This is a genomic window from Gemmatimonas sp., assembly GCF_041689975.1.
In the GTDB taxonomy this organism is placed as follows: Bacteria; Gemmatimonadota; Gemmatimonadetes; order Gemmatimonadales; family Gemmatimonadaceae; genus Gemmatimonas.
This window is the reverse complement of record NZ_JBDNFF010000109.1, coordinates 19,607-33,369: the sequence shown is the minus strand read 5'-3', so window position 1 is coordinate 33,369 and position 13,763 is coordinate 19,607. Positions and strand designations below refer to the sequence as shown.

The following is a 13,763-nucleotide window of genomic DNA, read 5'->3' as shown; positions in this document are numbered from 1 at the left end:
CACGGCGAGCGCTTCGTGAGTTGGCGTATCGACGATCCCAATCACACCGCGCATGACGCCGGCCGCGCGCAGGTGCTTGGTCAGGCGACGGGTGTCGACCTCGGTAAGGACCGGCACCTGATGCGCCTCGAGCCACTCGCGCAAGCCGCCGGTGGCGCGCCAGTTCGAGTAAGTCGGAGAGAGTTCTCGCACGACAACGCCGGCAACCTGCGGCTTCGCCGATTCGGGATCTTCGGTGTTCACGCCGTAATTGCCGATCTGCGGTGCCGTCATCACAACGGTCTGGCCGCGATACGAGGGGTCGGTGAAGACCTCCTGATATCCGGTCATGTTGGTGGTGAACACCACTTCCGCCACGGTAGGCGCGGTCGGTCCGACGAGTCGGCCGTGGAAAAGGGTTCCGTCCTCGAGGAGGAGGAACCCCTTGGGAGGCAACGTGCTCACGCGTCGGTTACGGTTTCTTGGCTGGCGCCGGCGCGGCCGGGGCTGCCGGCTGCTGCGTCAGGGGGGCGGCCGGAGCCACACCGCCAGCGGGCGCGGACGACGGCGCCGCGGGTGTCGCCAGCTTGTCGAGCACCGATTTCGGTGCCGAACCACGCGAAGACATGATCTGCAGGATGAAGGCGAGACCGAGGAACACGCCACCGCACCACCAGCTGGCCTTCGTGAGCAGGTTGCCTGCCTGACGCGTGCCGATCACGGAGTCAGACGAGGAACTGGCTCCTCCAAAGCTCGCCGCCAGTCCACCGCCCTTACCGGACTGGAGGAGCACGGCGATCGCCAGAACGATCGCGTCAAGAATGAGGAGAGTCAGCAGGAACGTGTACATATCACGAAGCCGGAATCGAGTGCGTTCAGAGTGCGCGAAAGTCGCGTCAGCCGCCAAAGATGGTGAAGGGAATGTGCCGAGGCAAGTCCTTCCCCACCCAACAGTTGCGAGAGATTGGGTCGAGTGTGGCGCAGGACTCAGCTGCGGACGATGCTCGCCCAGCTGTCGGCGTCCAGCGAGGCGCCTCCCACCAGTAGTCCATCTACGTCCGGCGCTGCGAGCAGCGTGGCCGCGTTGCCGCGGTTCACCGACCCGCCGTACAGAATGGGAACGTTCGCGGCGGCCTTCTCGCCCAATCGGCTACCGAGCGCGGCCCGTAAGACGCTGTGAATCGCGCTGGCGTCCTCCGGAGTCGCGGTCCGACCAGTGCCGATCGCCCAAACCGGCTCGTAGGCCAGCATGATCCCTGCCGCCTGACCGTCATCGAGCTCAGCCAGCCCTGCCGACAGCTGCCGTTCCACGACCGACGCCGTGGCACCGGCTTCGCGCTCGTCGAGCGTCTCGCCGACACACAGCATGGGGACTAGGCGCGCCTGACAGATCAGGGCCATCTTCTGCGTTGTCATCGCGTCGGTTTCCCCGAACACGTGACGGCGCTCCGAGTGTCCCACCAAGACCACCCGCGCACCCACGTCCCGCGCCATGAGCACGGAGTTTTCACCAGTGAAGGCGCCCTGCACCTCCGAGTGAACGTTCTGCACGCCCACCCATATTTCGGGACGCTCACGCAGTCCCTCCACGACCGTCGTCACCGTGATCGCCGACGGGAAGAACACCAGCGTGCGGTCGTTCATCTTGGGCGCCTGCGCGAGGAATCGCTGCAGGAACGCCTTCGCGTCGGTGGGGCCGTGATTGAGCTTCCAGTTGGCAGCGATGACCGGCTTGTGGTGCATGAGCGGGATAACCTGTAAGTGAGTGAATGCGCGACTGGCGCGGATCAGCGAACGTCGAGCGCAGAGACTCCCGGCAGGTCCTTGCCCTCGAGAAACTCGAGCGACGCCCCGCCGCCGGTGGACACGTGCGACATCTTCGACTCGAGACCGGCGTCGGTCACGGCTGCTGCCGAATCCCCCCCGCCGATGATCGTGGTGGCGCCGTGATCGGTGGCCACGGCCATCGCCTGGGCGACCGCGCGCGTGCCGACGTCGAACGGTGGCTTTTCGAACACCCCCATCGGTCCGTTCCAGAGGACTGTACGCGCCGACTCGATCAGGGTGCGAAACTGCTCCACGCTGGCCGGCCCGATGTCGAACATGGCCTCACCGGCGGGAATCACGTCACGGCCGACCACGCGCGCCGCGCTGCCCGCGTCCATCGACGGCGCGATCACGGCATCAACGGGGAGTACGAGCTTGTCCCCGCCCCGCGCCACGAGATCTTTCGCCATCTCGAGTCGATCGGGCTCGACGAGCGAATTCCCCGTTTCAAAACCCATTGCACGAAAGAACGTGCAGGCCATCGCGCCGCCGATCAGCAGATGATCGACCTTGGGCAACAGGGCTTCGACGACGTCGATCTTGCCCGAAATCTTGGAGCCGCCGAGGATGGCGACGAACGGACGAGCCGGAGCGGTGAGCGCGCCGCCCAGGTACGCCAACTCCTTCTCCATCAGCAGACCCGCGACGGCCGGTCGGCAGTACTTCGCCACGCCGACGGTACTGGCATGCGCCCGGTGCGCCGCACCAAAGGCATCGTTGACGTACAGATCCCCCAAGTCGGCGAGCTGACGCGACAACGCATCGTCATTCTTTTCTTCGCCCGCGAGAAAGCGTGTGTTCTCGAGCAGCAGCACTTCACCGTTCGCTAGCGCGTGCGAGGCGGCGACGGCGGCAGCGCCGATGGTCTCACCAAGAAAATGTACCGGCCGCGGGAGCAGTTGCTGCAGTCGTGCGGCGACAGGCGCCAACGAATACCTAGCCTCGGGCGCACCCTTGGGCCGACCGAAGTGCGCTAGCAGCACGACCTTCGCTCCCCGATCGAGCAGCGTCGTGATCGTGGGCAGCGCGGCGGTGATGCGCGTGTCGTCACTGACCGCGCCGGCCGCGTCGAGCGGCACATTGAAGTCGACGCGAACGAGCGCGCGCTTGCCGGCGAGATCAGCGGCGGAGAGATCGCGAATGGTGCGTGTCGTCATGGAGGGGAAATACGGCGGGAGTGATGTCGCGTGCGACAGGTCCACTTACGCACGAGCCCCGGCACGCAGGCACCGGGACTCGTGGAGGAACACGCGAACGGGCGGAACGAACGCCGGAGCTCTTTCGCGGCGCTTAGAGTCGTGCGCCGACGAAACGCAGCAGGTCGACGCAGCGCGAGGAATAGCCCCACTCGTTGTCGTACCAGCCGGAAATCTTCACGAGTGTGCCATCGATGACGATCGTGCTGAGGGCATCGAGTGTACACGAGTGCGGATCGCCGACGTAGTCGATCGACACGAGCGGCACTTCGCTGTAGCCGACGATGCCCACGAGCGAGGTCTCCGACGCGGCCTTGAAGGCGGCGTTCACCTCTTCCTTCGTCACCTTGCGCTCGACCACGCACGTGAGGTCGGTCAGCGAGACATCGGGCGTTGGCACGCGCACGGCGATGCCGTCGATCTTGCCCTTCACTTCCGGAATAACGAGCGACGTGGCCTTCGCCGCGCCGGTCGTGGTCGGGATCATCGACACCGCAGCCGCACGCGCGCGACGCAGGTCCTTGTGCGGCAGGTCGAGGATCGACTGATCGTTCGTGTAGCTGTGGATCGTGACCATCGAGCCATGCACGAACCCGAAGTTGTCTCGGACGATCTTTACCATAGGCACGAGGCAATTGGTCGTGCACGACGCGTTCGAGATGATGTGATGCGACGCCGGCTCGTACTTGTCGCTGTTCACACCCATCACGATCGTGATGTCTTCGTTCGTGGCCGGTGCCGAGATAATCACCTTCTTCGCGCCGGCGTCCATGTGCTTCTTCGCATCGGCGGCAACGGTGAACCGGCCGGTCGACTCGAGCACGATATCGACCCCCATTTCGCCCCATCCGAGCTTGGCCGGATCGCGCTCGGCGAGAATACGGATGCGATCGCCGTCGATCGTGATGCTCTCGGCATCATGACTGACCTCCCCGTCGTACCGCCCATGCACCGAGTCGTACTTGAAGAGGTGCGCCAACGTGGCGGTATCCGTGAGGTCGTTGATGGCAACGAAGTCGAGGTCAGCGACGCCCTGCTGCTTGGCGGCGCGAAGCACCTGGCGGCCGATGCGGCCGAAGCCGTTGATGCCTACGCGAATGGCCATTCGTGTCAGTTCCGGATGAAGTCGTAGTCAGAAACGGCGCGGTCACCCGGTTCGGGCGCCCGTCCGAACGTCACACAGGAGATAATGCGCGCGCCGCCGTCGGCGAGAGCCCGAGCAGACGCGTTGATCGTCGCTGCGGTGGTGATCACATCGTCTACCAGCACGATGTGTGCCCCCCGGAGACGCGCGTGAGCGCGACCCACCGCCACGAACGCACCGGAAACGTTGCTCGCCCTCTCCGACGGTGTCAACCGCACCTGCGATCTGGTATCGCGTAGGCGCTCGAGAACGTCCGTCCATACCGGTATGCGCCATTCGGCGGACAGGGCGCTGGCGAGTCGCTCCGCCTGATTATAGCCGCGCGCGCGGCGTCGGGTGACCGAGAGCGGTACGGGAACGAGGGCCGTACGCTCGCGGACCACATCCGCCGGCCATTCGAGTCGGGCCATGCGCCGGGCCATCGGCTTCGCGACCGCGTGCCACCCGTCGTATTTGAGCGCGTGAACCAGCGCCGCGCCCGTCCCCTCATCCATACGGCAGACGGATCGTACGGCACGGATCGTCGGCGCCAGCCGCTGACACCACCGACACGGGGGGATCACCCCCGAGGGAATGGCTTCCGCCGGCAACGGAATGGTTGCGGACAACCGTGGCTGTCCGCAACGGCTACACTGGGGCCAGCCTAATCGCACCACCCGTGCTAAACAGGCCTGACAGACGATGCCGTCGGCGTCGGCCCGATGCAGGGCACGGCAGATCGCGCACGCCGAAGGGAGCAGCAGGTCGACCATGCCGCGCGCCGTCTCACCCGCCGTCTCGCGAACGAAGCGTGCGATCGCCGTGAACGGGCTCTCGGCGTGCCCGCGCGGCTCATGGCGGCGCGTCATCGACTGTCGTACGAAGGCGGCACCGCGTTAAGCGCACGCCACATGGCCTCCCGAGGGGCCGGCACATCGAACCACGCCTCGAACGCCGCGGCGCCCTGCTCCACCAGCATACGCAGCCCGTCTTCGGCACGCCGACCGGCGTCACGGCAAACGGCAATCCACGGCGTCAGCCCGGGGCGATACACCAGATCGAAGGCCGCGCATTCGAGGGGAAGCAAAGCCGCCTCCACTGGAAACGCGTCGTCGCGCAACCCAACCGGCGTCGCGTTGATTACGAGCCGCGCGGCGCTGACGGCGCTCTCGATCGCGTCGGACGAGAGGATCCGCGCCGGGATGGCCAGACGCGCCGACATGGCCTGCGCGCGCGCCGGGGTACGCGCGACGATCGTGATGTCGCGATATCCCAGCTCGTGCAGAGCGACGAGGGTCGCGGCGGCCGATCCGCCCGCACCACACAACACGACCGGCATGTGGCGCACGTCCGCCACGTTTCCCCGCACGAGCGCGCGAATCGTGGACGCCGCGCCCGCAACATCGGTGTTGTGGCCCACGAGGGCGCCCTGCTCCGTCCAGAACGTGTTCACGGCACCGACGCGGCGAGCCGCCGGCGTGCATCGCGTGATCAACACGGCCGCCGCTTCCTTGTGCGGAATCGTGATGTTGCCACCGGCACCCTCCGCCGCGAGTCTCGCCAGTGCGTCGGCCAATTGACCGGGCGCGACGTCCTCGCGGTCATACGTGAGGGAGATCCCCGCAGCGCGTAGCGCCGCGCGCTGAAACACGGGTGACAGAGAATGCGCCACCGGATGCCCGAGAATGACCAGGCGTGATGGTCGCTGCGCCGCACGCACGGCGCGCTCCTGCGGTCGCTCCGTCACGGGCGACGACTCAGCGCGTGCTGCGTGAACGATCAGCGACAATCCGTTCGAGCACGGCCTCGATCGCTTGTTCAAGCTCCACGTACGTGGCACGGTAGACGTCGAGATCCCCACCGAATGGATCGCTCACCGGGCGCGGCGTTGCGCCCGCATAGTCGGTGAGCAGCCAGGACCGGCCCGCGCCTCCGAGCGCCTCCGCACGATCAAGATGATGCGGGCCCATCGTGAGAATGACCTGCGCGCCGCTCACGAGCTCCTGCACCAGCGGCCGCGATCGATGATCGCCGAGGTCGACACCATGTTCGAGCGCAACGAGCAGCGCGCCGTCGGATGCCGGTGCGTCGACCCACGCGCTCGTGCCGGCGCTTCCGACCGTGAGGTCCGGAATCGCACGATCGGCAATCATGCGCCGAGCGATCGCCTCAGCGAGCGGACTGCGACAGGTGTTCCCGGTGCAGACGAAGAGCAGATGCATGCGTGGCGCGCCCCTCGGCGTGTGCTAGGTATCGCCTACGAGATCCGGCACGCATTCGCGCAGCTGGATCGCTGTCAATACACCCGGTCGGATTACGCGGGCTCGGCGGCCGGTGCAGTCCACCACCGTGGACGACCGGGACGGCGCCAACCGACCGCCATCAAGCACGTGCAGCAACCCGCGATGAATTGCGTCCGGCCACTGTTGTACAATTTCGGCAGCCGTCATCGCAGGCGGAACCCCGGGGCGATTCGCACTCGTGCTCGTGATCGGTTCGCCGTATACGGTCAGCAGACGCTGAAGGCCCACGTGCGGCGTCCAGCGCACCGCCACGCCGCCCTCGGGTCCGCGGAGCCGCGACGACACGCGCTGATCGCCGCCGCGCAGCACAAGCGTGAGCGGACCGGGCCAGAAGCGCGCGGCCAGCGTGGAGGCATAGGTGGGCAAATGCAGATCGAGTCGCGCGATCTGCGCTGGATCGTTGATGAGCAGCAGAAACGGCTTTCCGGGCGGCCGGCCTTTGAGCTGCACCAACGCTTCGACCGATTCGTGATCGACGGCCGTACCGAATCCGTAGACGGTCTCCGTGGGGTACGCGAGCACACGACGCTCACCGAGATGCGTGATCGAATCACGTAGCGCCGCCTCGACCTCGACGGGAGACCAGAAGGGTACGGTAAGCGCCTCACGATGCACGAACATCGGCGATTATTCCGGCAGCATGCTAAGGGCGTCGGCGCGCGCAAAATCGACGTCTTCGGTGATCTTCATGCCGCGTTCGCTTCCGCGCACCACGACCACCGGCAGCCCCAGTCGTTCGCACAACGCGGCATCATCGGTTGCTCCGATGCCATCGCGTCGGGCGGCGATGTGCGCCTGCTCGAGCATGGTACGCGGAAAGGCCTGAGGCGTCTGCGCGCGCCAGAGATTGGTGCGATCGACGGTGCGGATGATGTGGCCGTCGGCATCGACTTCCTTCAGCGTGTCGACAACCGGCAACGCCGCGACCGCACCGTGGCCCTTGCGTGCCTCCGCGATCACCCGGTCGATCGTGGCCTCCGTGACCAACGGACGTGCGGCGTCGTGGACAACGGCAATGACCACCTCTTCGGGGAGATCTTCGAGACCGTTGACGACGCTTTCGTGTCGTTCACGCCCGCCCACGGAGACCAACAACCGATCGACATCGCACTGAAACAGCCAAGGTGGCGGATCGGCAGCATAGGCTTTCGGCAGGACCACCACGACGATCGCCACATCGGGTCGAGCCATGAAAGACTGCACGCTGTGCAGCAGCGCCGGCTTGCCAGCGACCCAGCGAAACTGCTTGAGCTCCGTACTCCCCGTGCGCAAGCCGGACCCGCCGGCCACGATCACCACGCCGACGTCTCGCACGACGCCCTCGGGCGCCACTGATTCGTCGCCGCGCGAGGCGATGACCGGTGGTGGAATCACGCGGCGCAGCGCCGGTGGGATCTCACTCATGATGCATCTTTGCCGACAGTTTTCTGGAGCACGTCGGCCAGCGTACGCACGCCGACCAGCGTGATATCGTTGGAAACGCGCCGTGGGATCGCGCGATCCGAGAGGTACGCGCGTGTCATGCCGAGTTTCGCTGCTTCAGCCAGGCGTCGCTCGACTTGCGACACCGGACGGACTTCGCCGCCCAGTCCGACTTCGCCGAGGAAAATGGCCTGCGCCGGGAGCGGTTTGTCGACCACGCTCGAGGCAATGGCGGCCACGATCGCGAGATCGACACTGGGCTCCTGCACGCGCATACCTCCGACGATGTTGCAGAACACGTCGAGCTGGGCGCAGGAGAACCCACCACGCTTGTCGAGCACGGCCAACAGCAGCGCCAGTCGGCGCGCATCGATACCGTTGGCCACGCGTTGCGGCGTACCGAACCCGGCACGCGCGGCAAGCGCTTGCACCTCCACGAGTACTGGTCGCGTGCCTTCCATGAGCGCACAGACCGCACTGCCGCTGGCCACGTCGCGGCGGTCGCCGAGAAACAACGCCGACGGATTCTCCACGGGAATGAGCCCCGTTCCGACCATGCGGAAGACACCGATTTCGTCGACCGAGCCGAAGCGGTTCTTGGTCGCGCGCAGCACCCGATGATCGAGCGTGCCGTCACCTTCGAAGTACAACACGGTGTCGACAATGTGCTCGAGCGTTTTGGGGCCGGCGATGCCGCCGCCCTTGGTGACATGCCCAATCACGAACACGGCGGTACCGGTGTCCTTGGCGAATCGCATGAGTCGCGCGGCGCACTCGCGGACCTGCCCCACATTGCCTGGTGCCCCTTCGAGCAGCTCGGTGTGTACGGTTTGAATCGAGTCGACAATCAGTACACTGACGCGCCGGCCATCGGCGGCCGGCAGCGCCGCCGTGGCGAGGATCGTTTCCAGCGACGTCTCCGTGAGCAGCGCCACCATCGAGGCATCCTCCGCCAAGCGGTCGGCGCGCAGGCGCACTTGCAGCGCGCTCTCCTCGCCGGACACATACAAGGTGGCCAGTCCGGCGGTCTCCAAGCGGGCGGCCACCTGCAGCAACAAGGTGCTCTTGCCGATACCGGGCTCACCACCCACCAGCACCATGCTGCCCGGCACGAGGCCGCCACCAAGCACGAAGTCGAATTCGTTGAGCTGCGTCGTCCAGCGCGGCGTGTCGGCCGCCGTGACGCGACCCAAGGTGACCGTGGCCGCAGCGATTCCCGGCGCACTTCGCGCCGCGGTGCGCTTGCTGGTGGGCGCCGTCGAGATCATCTCCTCGCCCAGCGTATTCCACGCATCACAGCTTTCGCAGCGTCCCGCCCATTTGGGAAACTCCGCGCCGCATTCTGTGCACCGATAGACGGACTTCGCCTTGGCCATTACGTCGAGCTCAGAACGGCGTTCCGCCGAAATCGTCGGCACCCTTCACCAGCTTCGGTCCGCCGAAATCCGACTTGGGCCCGCCGAAATCATTCGGAGCCTGGCGGGCCGAGAAGTTGTCGAAACGCGTGTACTGCTTGTGGAAGTACAACCGGGCGCTACCGATTGGACCATTTCGTTGCTTCCCGATGATGATCTCCGCACGTCCCTCGAGATCCGGGTCCTTAAGACGGCCGTTCTCATCTCGTTCGGCGTACACTTCCTGTCGGAAGATGAACATGATCACATCGGCGTCCTGCTCAATGGCGCCCGATTCGCGAAGGTCGCTCAGCTGCGGGCGTCCCTTGTCGTCGCCGGTCCGTTGTTCCGGCGCACGCGAGAGCTGTGAAAGCGCCACGACCGGCACGCCCAGCTCCTTCGCCAGCGCCTTGAGGCCCCGCGAGATCTGCGAGACTTCCTGCTGTCGATTTTCGACGCCAGTGGGTCCCGTCATGAGCTGCAGGTAGTCGACGATGATGAGTCCGAGATCGTGTTCGGACTTGAGCCGACGGGCTTTGGCGCGCATGTCGAGCAGCGTGATGCCGGGCGTGTCGTCGATGAAGATGGGCGCATGGCTCAGGATACCAGCGGCCTGCGCCAAACGTGGCATCGATTCGTCGAGAGCCCTACCGCCCTTACGCAGCGCCTGGGCATCGATGAGCGCTTCCGACGCGAGCATGCGCTGCACCAGCGACTCTTTGCTCATTTCGAGCGAGAAGAACGCGACCGGCACCTTGGCCGTGATGGCCGCATGCTGCGCAATGTTGAGCGTGAACGCGGTCTTGCCCATGGACGGACGCGCGGCCACGATCACGAGATCCGCCGGCTGAAAGCCCGACGTCAGGAAATCGAGTTCGTGGAACCCGCTGGGCACACCCGTAATCGCCGCTTCGCGCTGCGCGAGCAGCTCCAGCTTCTCCATCGCCGGCCAGAGCAGTTCCTTTATACGCGAGAAGCCGGTGCGCTCCCGCGTTTGCGACAGCGAAAAAATGCGCGACTCCGCCGAGTCGAGCAGATCCGACGCGGCCGTGCGTCCCTCGAACGCCTCGGACACGATTTCGGTGGACACTTCGATGAGGCGGCGCAACAGTGCGCGCTCCTTCACGATGCGCGCGTGATACTCCACGTTCGCGACTGTCGGCACCGCATCGAGCAGGAACCCCAGGTACTCGCGGCCACCCGCATGCTCGAGCTCCCCGCGTCGTTCGAGTTCGTCGGCCAGCGTGAGCGGATCGATGACGCCGCCGCGCTCGGCGATCGAAATCATGGCGCGGAACAGACGGCGATGCCCCTCACGGTAGAACATCGTGTCGTCGACATGCTCCGCGGCGCGCATGACGGCATCAGCGTCGAGCAACATGGCACCGAGTACCGCCTGCTCGGCCTCCTCGGACCACGGTGGCCGACGTTCTTTGAACGGATCGCGCGTGGCCGGTGCGGCAGCGTTGGGAACGACGAGACTGGTCATGGTGCGGTAGTGTCCGCGCTGGCGGAACGCGATGCATCGAGAATGCGACGGGCGAGCTTCACATCTTCCCAGGTAGGACGCTTCCACGCTTCGTTGTTCAGTAACGCCGCCGGATGATACGTCACGATGAGCGGCACGCCGTGGAATCGGTGTATGCGACCACGCAAGGCACCGATGCCCGTCGTGGTCTGGAGCAACGCCTGCGCCGCAATGCGGCCGAGCGCGAGAATGACACGGGGCCGCACAAGCTCGATCTGACGTAGCAGGTAGGGCTGGCACGCGACCACTTCTTCCGGTAACGGATCGCGATTCCCCGGCGGGCGATGCTTGAGCACGTCGCAAATGAAGACATCTTCGCGCGACAACTGAATCGCGCCGAGAATCCTAGTCAGCAACTCGCCGGACTCACCGACAAATGGCCGCCCCTGCTCGTCCTCATTGACCCCAGGCGCATCACCCACACAAAGCAGTTCGGCCGACGGATTGCCTTCGCCTGGCACGGGATGCTTCGCGGACGCGAACAACGCACACCGTGTGCAGCCGGCCGCGTGTTCGGCGATCTGCTCGAGTGTGGGAAGACTCGCGACATCCGGCGCGGCGTCGATGACACGCGACCAGCCCGCCTCGATCCCGAGCGGGAGATCGAGCGCGGACAGCCACGCCGGCAGATCCTTCACTGGCGCATCTGTTACCGCGCTGGCGACGGGGGCAGCGGCTGGCTTCGCGGCACCGGCGGCAGTTACCGTCGGCACTGACTCAGGCGGCGGCGACGTATCGCTTGGCCGCGTCGCGCCGGCGGTACGCAGCGCCTCACGCCAGTCGGTCGTTGCGCCGCGATCGAATCGAACGCCAGGCTCCGGCGGCGGCGCCAAAGGCACCGACGACACGTCGCTCGGCGTCATTGGCCCTTCGAGGGGCGGCGCGGGCGCATGACTCGCTTTCGGCGCGGTCGGCTTCGCGCCGACCATCTTCATCACGTCTTCGATGGAAAGACTATCGAGCACGAGCTCAGATTCGCCAAGCTCACGACGCTGCTCGAGATAGAGGCGAAGACGATCCTTAGCGTCCATGAAGAAGCACCTCGACGCGATCAGCGTGGACAACCGTCACGGATGACGCCAGCCACGCGGCCTTGTAGGACGCGATGCCGCCGGTGACCCCGAGCAGAATGCGCTGACGGTCGAAAGGACGCACAGGAGCAGGCGAAGGCGCTGAGGGGGGAGAAAAGGCGCCGCGCCGGGACGATCGTCACGGCGCGGCGCGGGGTCCAGCAAACGGCGTGACTTCAGGCCGGACGGCGGCGCGGCACGACGCGGTACTCGATCTCACCATGGGCAAGCTCTTCGAGCGCGCGCGTGGTGAGCTTCTTCTCGTGGGCCGAGCGATCACGGGGGAATTCGTTGAGCACGCGCGCGAACTTGGCCGCGATCAGCACGCTCAGATACTTGTTGGCCGCGTGCTTCGACACGTCGGACGGAGTAAAAACCTGCATGCGTCAGTCGCCCTTGCTGAAAACGTGGATTTCCTCTTCGAGCTGCGCGATGAGCGCCTCGACCTGTGCCTCGACCTCGTGTACCCGGTCGTGCCGCAGTCCTTCCGCATCGATAATAGCCGTCACCTGATCCACCGCGCGCTCGAGATCGTCGTTCACGACCACGTAGTGGTAGCGTCCCACTTCTCCCAACTCCGCGCGGGCGTTGCGCAGCCGGACGAGCAACCGTTCGCGATTCTCACTCTTCCGCGCCGAGAGCCGGGACATCAGCACCTCGCCCGATGGCGGCAGAACAAAAATCAGCACGGTATCGGGAAACGCGACATGGAACTGTCGTGCCCCCTGCACGTCGATGTCCATCAGGACGTGCTGTCCGTCGTTCAGCACGCGCTGAATCGCGGATCGCATCGTTCCGTAGAAATTGCCGTGCACCTCAGCCCACTCGGCGAACTGTCCCGCGTCACGCGCGGCAGAAAACACTTCGAGACTGAGAAATCGATAATCGCGCCCATCCACCTCACCATCCCGAGGAGAACGCGTGGTACAACTAACAGAATAACCCACATCGGCCCGCCGCTCCAGCACGCGACGCGCAATCGTGGTTTTTCCACCCCCGGAGGGAGCGGACAGGATGACCGGAAATGGGCTCACTCGAGGTTCTCGACCTGCTCCCGGATGCGTTCCAACTCTTCCTTCACGCCGACCACGTCAAGAAGGATGGCGGCGTCAGCCGCTTTGCTGCCGGTGGTATTTGCCTCCCGGAGCATTTCCTGAAGGAGAAAGCCCAAACGCTTGCCCACCGGTTCCCCGCCGGCATCCGCCAAGACGCTGTGAAAAGCGGCAACATGCGACCGGAACCGATCGAGCTCCTCGCTGACGTCCATCCGATCGGCCAGAATCGCGATTTCCTGAGCCAGGCGCATTTCGTCCACCGCCAGCCCATCGGTCAGCTCCCGGACGGCCGCCCGCAGACGATCGCGCTGCGCCAGCAGGCGCTCGGGTGCGCGAAGCGCGATCCGCTGGAGGGCCCCGTCCACCATGTCCAGGCGCTCACGCAAGACCGTGGCGAGGCGCGCACCCTCTTCGGCCCGAGCGCGCCCGAGGTGATCGAGCGCACGCTCCACGATGGCGATCAGGTCGGCCACGGTGCCGGTGTCCTCGTCCTCGCGGGGAGCCGACATGACATCGGGCATACGCAGCACCGTGGCGAGATCCACACCGCCGGAGAGACCATGCCGATCGTGCAACTCGCGTAACTGCGCGACGACGGCTGCGAAGCGCTCGTCGTCGATGGCGATGGCCTGCGTGGCCAGCCGCTCGCTGCGAGCCGTCAGGGTCACGTGGCCACGACTGACCTTGAGCCGCATCGCCTCGCGCACCTCGGTCTCCCAGCGCCCGTACGCACCCGGCAACTTGATACTCGGCGAGAAGAACCGATGGTTGACCGTGCGCACTTCGACCAGCACCCGAGAGGTGCCGACCGTGCCTTCCGCCTGGCCGAAGCCCGTCATTGAACGAATCATGCGATGGGCAATGAA

17 protein-coding genes are annotated in these 13,763 nt (G+C 65.7%); all 17 read right to left on the bottom strand.

The window, feature by feature from the left end:
• On the bottom strand, positions 1 to 444 hold a 444-nt coding region (locus tag ACESNG_RS07495; protein WP_373068411.1), incomplete at its 3' end, for a carbamoyl-phosphate synthase domain-containing protein.
• 7 nt (positions 445 to 451) lie between these two features.
• Positions 452 to 829: a preprotein translocase subunit SecG gene (secG, locus tag ACESNG_RS07490; RefSeq protein WP_373060767.1), complete on the bottom strand. Its 378-nt coding sequence runs from the start codon at positions 827 to 829 to the stop codon at positions 452 to 454.
• Positions 830 to 966: 137 nt separating this feature from the next.
• The gene (gene tpiA, locus ACESNG_RS07485) at positions 967 to 1,722 is read right to left on the bottom strand and encodes a triose-phosphate isomerase (protein ID WP_373060766.1); all 756 of its coding nucleotides are present in this window, start codon (positions 1,720 to 1,722) and stop codon (positions 967 to 969) included.
• A gap of 44 nt (positions 1,723 to 1,766) precedes the next feature.
• Complete coding sequence (locus ACESNG_RS07480; RefSeq protein ID WP_373060765.1) at positions 1,767 to 2,963, bottom strand: phosphoglycerate kinase; 1,197 nt, start codon at positions 2,961 to 2,963, stop codon at positions 1,767 to 1,769.
• Between the two features lie 133 nt (positions 2,964 to 3,096).
• A complete protein-coding gene (gene gap, locus ACESNG_RS07475; protein ID WP_373060764.1) occupies positions 3,097 to 4,107 on the bottom strand; it encodes a type I glyceraldehyde-3-phosphate dehydrogenase in 1,011 nt (336 codons plus the stop codon).
• Positions 4,108 to 4,112: 5 nt separating this feature from the next.
• Positions 4,113 to 4,994 (bottom strand): ComF family protein, encoded by an 882-nt coding sequence (locus ACESNG_RS07470; RefSeq protein WP_373060763.1) that lies wholly within the window; start codon positions 4,992 to 4,994, stop codon positions 4,113 to 4,115.
• Positions 4,991 to 5,872, bottom strand: coding sequence for a shikimate dehydrogenase (locus ACESNG_RS07465; protein ID WP_373060762.1), 882 nt, complete (start codon positions 5,870 to 5,872; stop codon positions 4,991 to 4,993). The genes ACESNG_RS07470 and ACESNG_RS07465 overlap by 4 nt, the downstream gene beginning before the upstream one ends.
• Positions 5,873 to 5,882: 10 nt before the next feature.
• Positions 5,883 to 6,347: a low molecular weight protein arginine phosphatase gene (locus ACESNG_RS07460; RefSeq protein WP_373060761.1), complete on the bottom strand. Its 465-nt coding sequence runs from the start codon at positions 6,345 to 6,347 to the stop codon at positions 5,883 to 5,885.
• A 24-nt stretch (positions 6,348 to 6,371) separates the two neighbouring features.
• Complete coding sequence (locus ACESNG_RS07455; RefSeq protein ID WP_373068409.1) at positions 6,372 to 7,049, bottom strand: L-threonylcarbamoyladenylate synthase; 678 nt, start codon at positions 7,047 to 7,049, stop codon at positions 6,372 to 6,374.
• A 6-nt stretch (positions 7,050 to 7,055) separates the two neighbouring features.
• On the bottom strand, positions 7,056 to 7,832 hold the full coding sequence (gene ispD / locus ACESNG_RS07450) for a 2-C-methyl-D-erythritol 4-phosphate cytidylyltransferase (protein ID WP_373068407.1): 777 nt from the start codon (positions 7,830 to 7,832) through the stop codon (positions 7,056 to 7,058).
• Positions 7,829 to 9,226, bottom strand: coding sequence for a DNA repair protein RadA (gene radA / locus ACESNG_RS07445; RefSeq protein WP_373060758.1), 1,398 nt, complete (start codon positions 9,224 to 9,226; stop codon positions 7,829 to 7,831). Before radA ends, ispD begins: the two co-directional genes overlap by 4 nt.
• A gap of 10 nt (positions 9,227 to 9,236) precedes the next feature.
• On the bottom strand, positions 9,237 to 10,733 hold the full coding sequence (gene dnaB, locus ACESNG_RS07440; RefSeq protein ID WP_373068405.1) for a replicative DNA helicase: 1,497 nt from the start codon (positions 10,731 to 10,733) through the stop codon (positions 9,237 to 9,239).
• Complete coding sequence (locus tag ACESNG_RS07435; protein ID WP_373068403.1) at positions 10,730 to 11,803, bottom strand: uracil-DNA glycosylase family protein; 1,074 nt, start codon at positions 11,801 to 11,803, stop codon at positions 10,730 to 10,732. Before ACESNG_RS07435 ends, dnaB begins: the two co-directional genes overlap by 4 nt.
• Complete coding sequence (locus tag ACESNG_RS07430; RefSeq protein WP_373060755.1) at positions 11,793 to 11,927, bottom strand: hypothetical protein; 135 nt, start codon at positions 11,925 to 11,927, stop codon at positions 11,793 to 11,795. The genes ACESNG_RS07435 and ACESNG_RS07430 overlap by 11 nt, the downstream gene beginning before the upstream one ends.
• Positions 11,928 to 12,018: 91 nt before the next feature.
• Positions 12,019 to 12,225 (bottom strand): DNA-directed RNA polymerase subunit omega, encoded by a 207-nt coding sequence (locus ACESNG_RS07425; RefSeq protein WP_373060754.1) that lies wholly within the window; start codon positions 12,223 to 12,225, stop codon positions 12,019 to 12,021.
• A gap of 3 nt (positions 12,226 to 12,228) precedes the next feature.
• Positions 12,229 to 12,876 carry a guanylate kinase gene (gene gmk / locus ACESNG_RS07420; protein WP_373060753.1) on the bottom strand — a complete coding sequence of 216 codons (648 nt, stop codon included), beginning with the start codon at positions 12,874 to 12,876 and terminating at the stop codon, positions 12,229 to 12,231.
• Entirely contained in the window at positions 12,873 to 13,748 is an 876-nt protein-coding gene (locus tag ACESNG_RS07415) for a YicC/YloC family endoribonuclease (protein WP_373060752.1), read from the bottom strand. The genes gmk and ACESNG_RS07415 overlap by 4 nt, the downstream gene beginning before the upstream one ends.
• Positions 13,749 to 13,763: the final 15 nt, after the last annotated feature.

Coding starts and splice junctions, on each gene's coding strand:
- ispD (WP_373068407.1), bottom strand. CDS start 7,832: ATGAGTGAGATCCCACCGGCGCTGCGCCGCGTGATTCCACCACCGGTC.
- dnaB (WP_373068405.1), bottom strand. CDS start 10,733: ATGACCAGTCTCGTCGTTCCCAACGCTGCCGCACCGGCCACGCGCGAT.
- tpiA (WP_373060766.1), bottom strand. CDS start 1,722: ATGCACCACAAGCCGGTCATCGCTGCCAACTGGAAGCTCAATCACGGC.
- ACESNG_RS07470 (WP_373060763.1), bottom strand. CDS start 4,994: ATGACGCGCCGCCATGAGCCGCGCGGGCACGCCGAGAGCCCGTTCACG.
- ACESNG_RS07460 (WP_373060761.1), bottom strand. CDS start 6,347: ATGCATCTGCTCTTCGTCTGCACCGGGAACACCTGTCGCAGTCCGCTC.
- ACESNG_RS07425 (WP_373060754.1), bottom strand. CDS start 12,225: ATGCAGGTTTTTACTCCGTCCGACGTGTCGAAGCACGCGGCCAACAAG.
- ACESNG_RS07480 (WP_373060765.1), bottom strand. CDS start 2,963: ATGACGACACGCACCATTCGCGATCTCTCCGCCGCTGATCTCGCCGGC.
- secG (WP_373060767.1), bottom strand. CDS start 829: ATGTACACGTTCCTGCTGACTCTCCTCATTCTTGACGCGATCGTTCTG.
- radA (WP_373060758.1), bottom strand. CDS start 9,226: ATGGCCAAGGCGAAGTCCGTCTATCGGTGCACAGAATGCGGCGCGGAG.
- ACESNG_RS07455 (WP_373068409.1), bottom strand. CDS start 7,049: ATGTTCGTGCATCGTGAGGCGCTTACCGTACCCTTCTGGTCTCCCGTC.
- gap (WP_373060764.1), bottom strand. CDS start 4,107: ATGGCCATTCGCGTAGGCATCAACGGCTTCGGCCGCATCGGCCGCCAG.
- ACESNG_RS07415 (WP_373060752.1), bottom strand. CDS start 13,748: ATGATTCGTTCAATGACGGGCTTCGGCCAGGCGGAAGGCACGGTCGGC.
- ACESNG_RS07435 (WP_373068403.1), bottom strand. CDS start 11,803: ATGGACGCTAAGGATCGTCTTCGCCTCTATCTCGAGCAGCGTCGTGAG.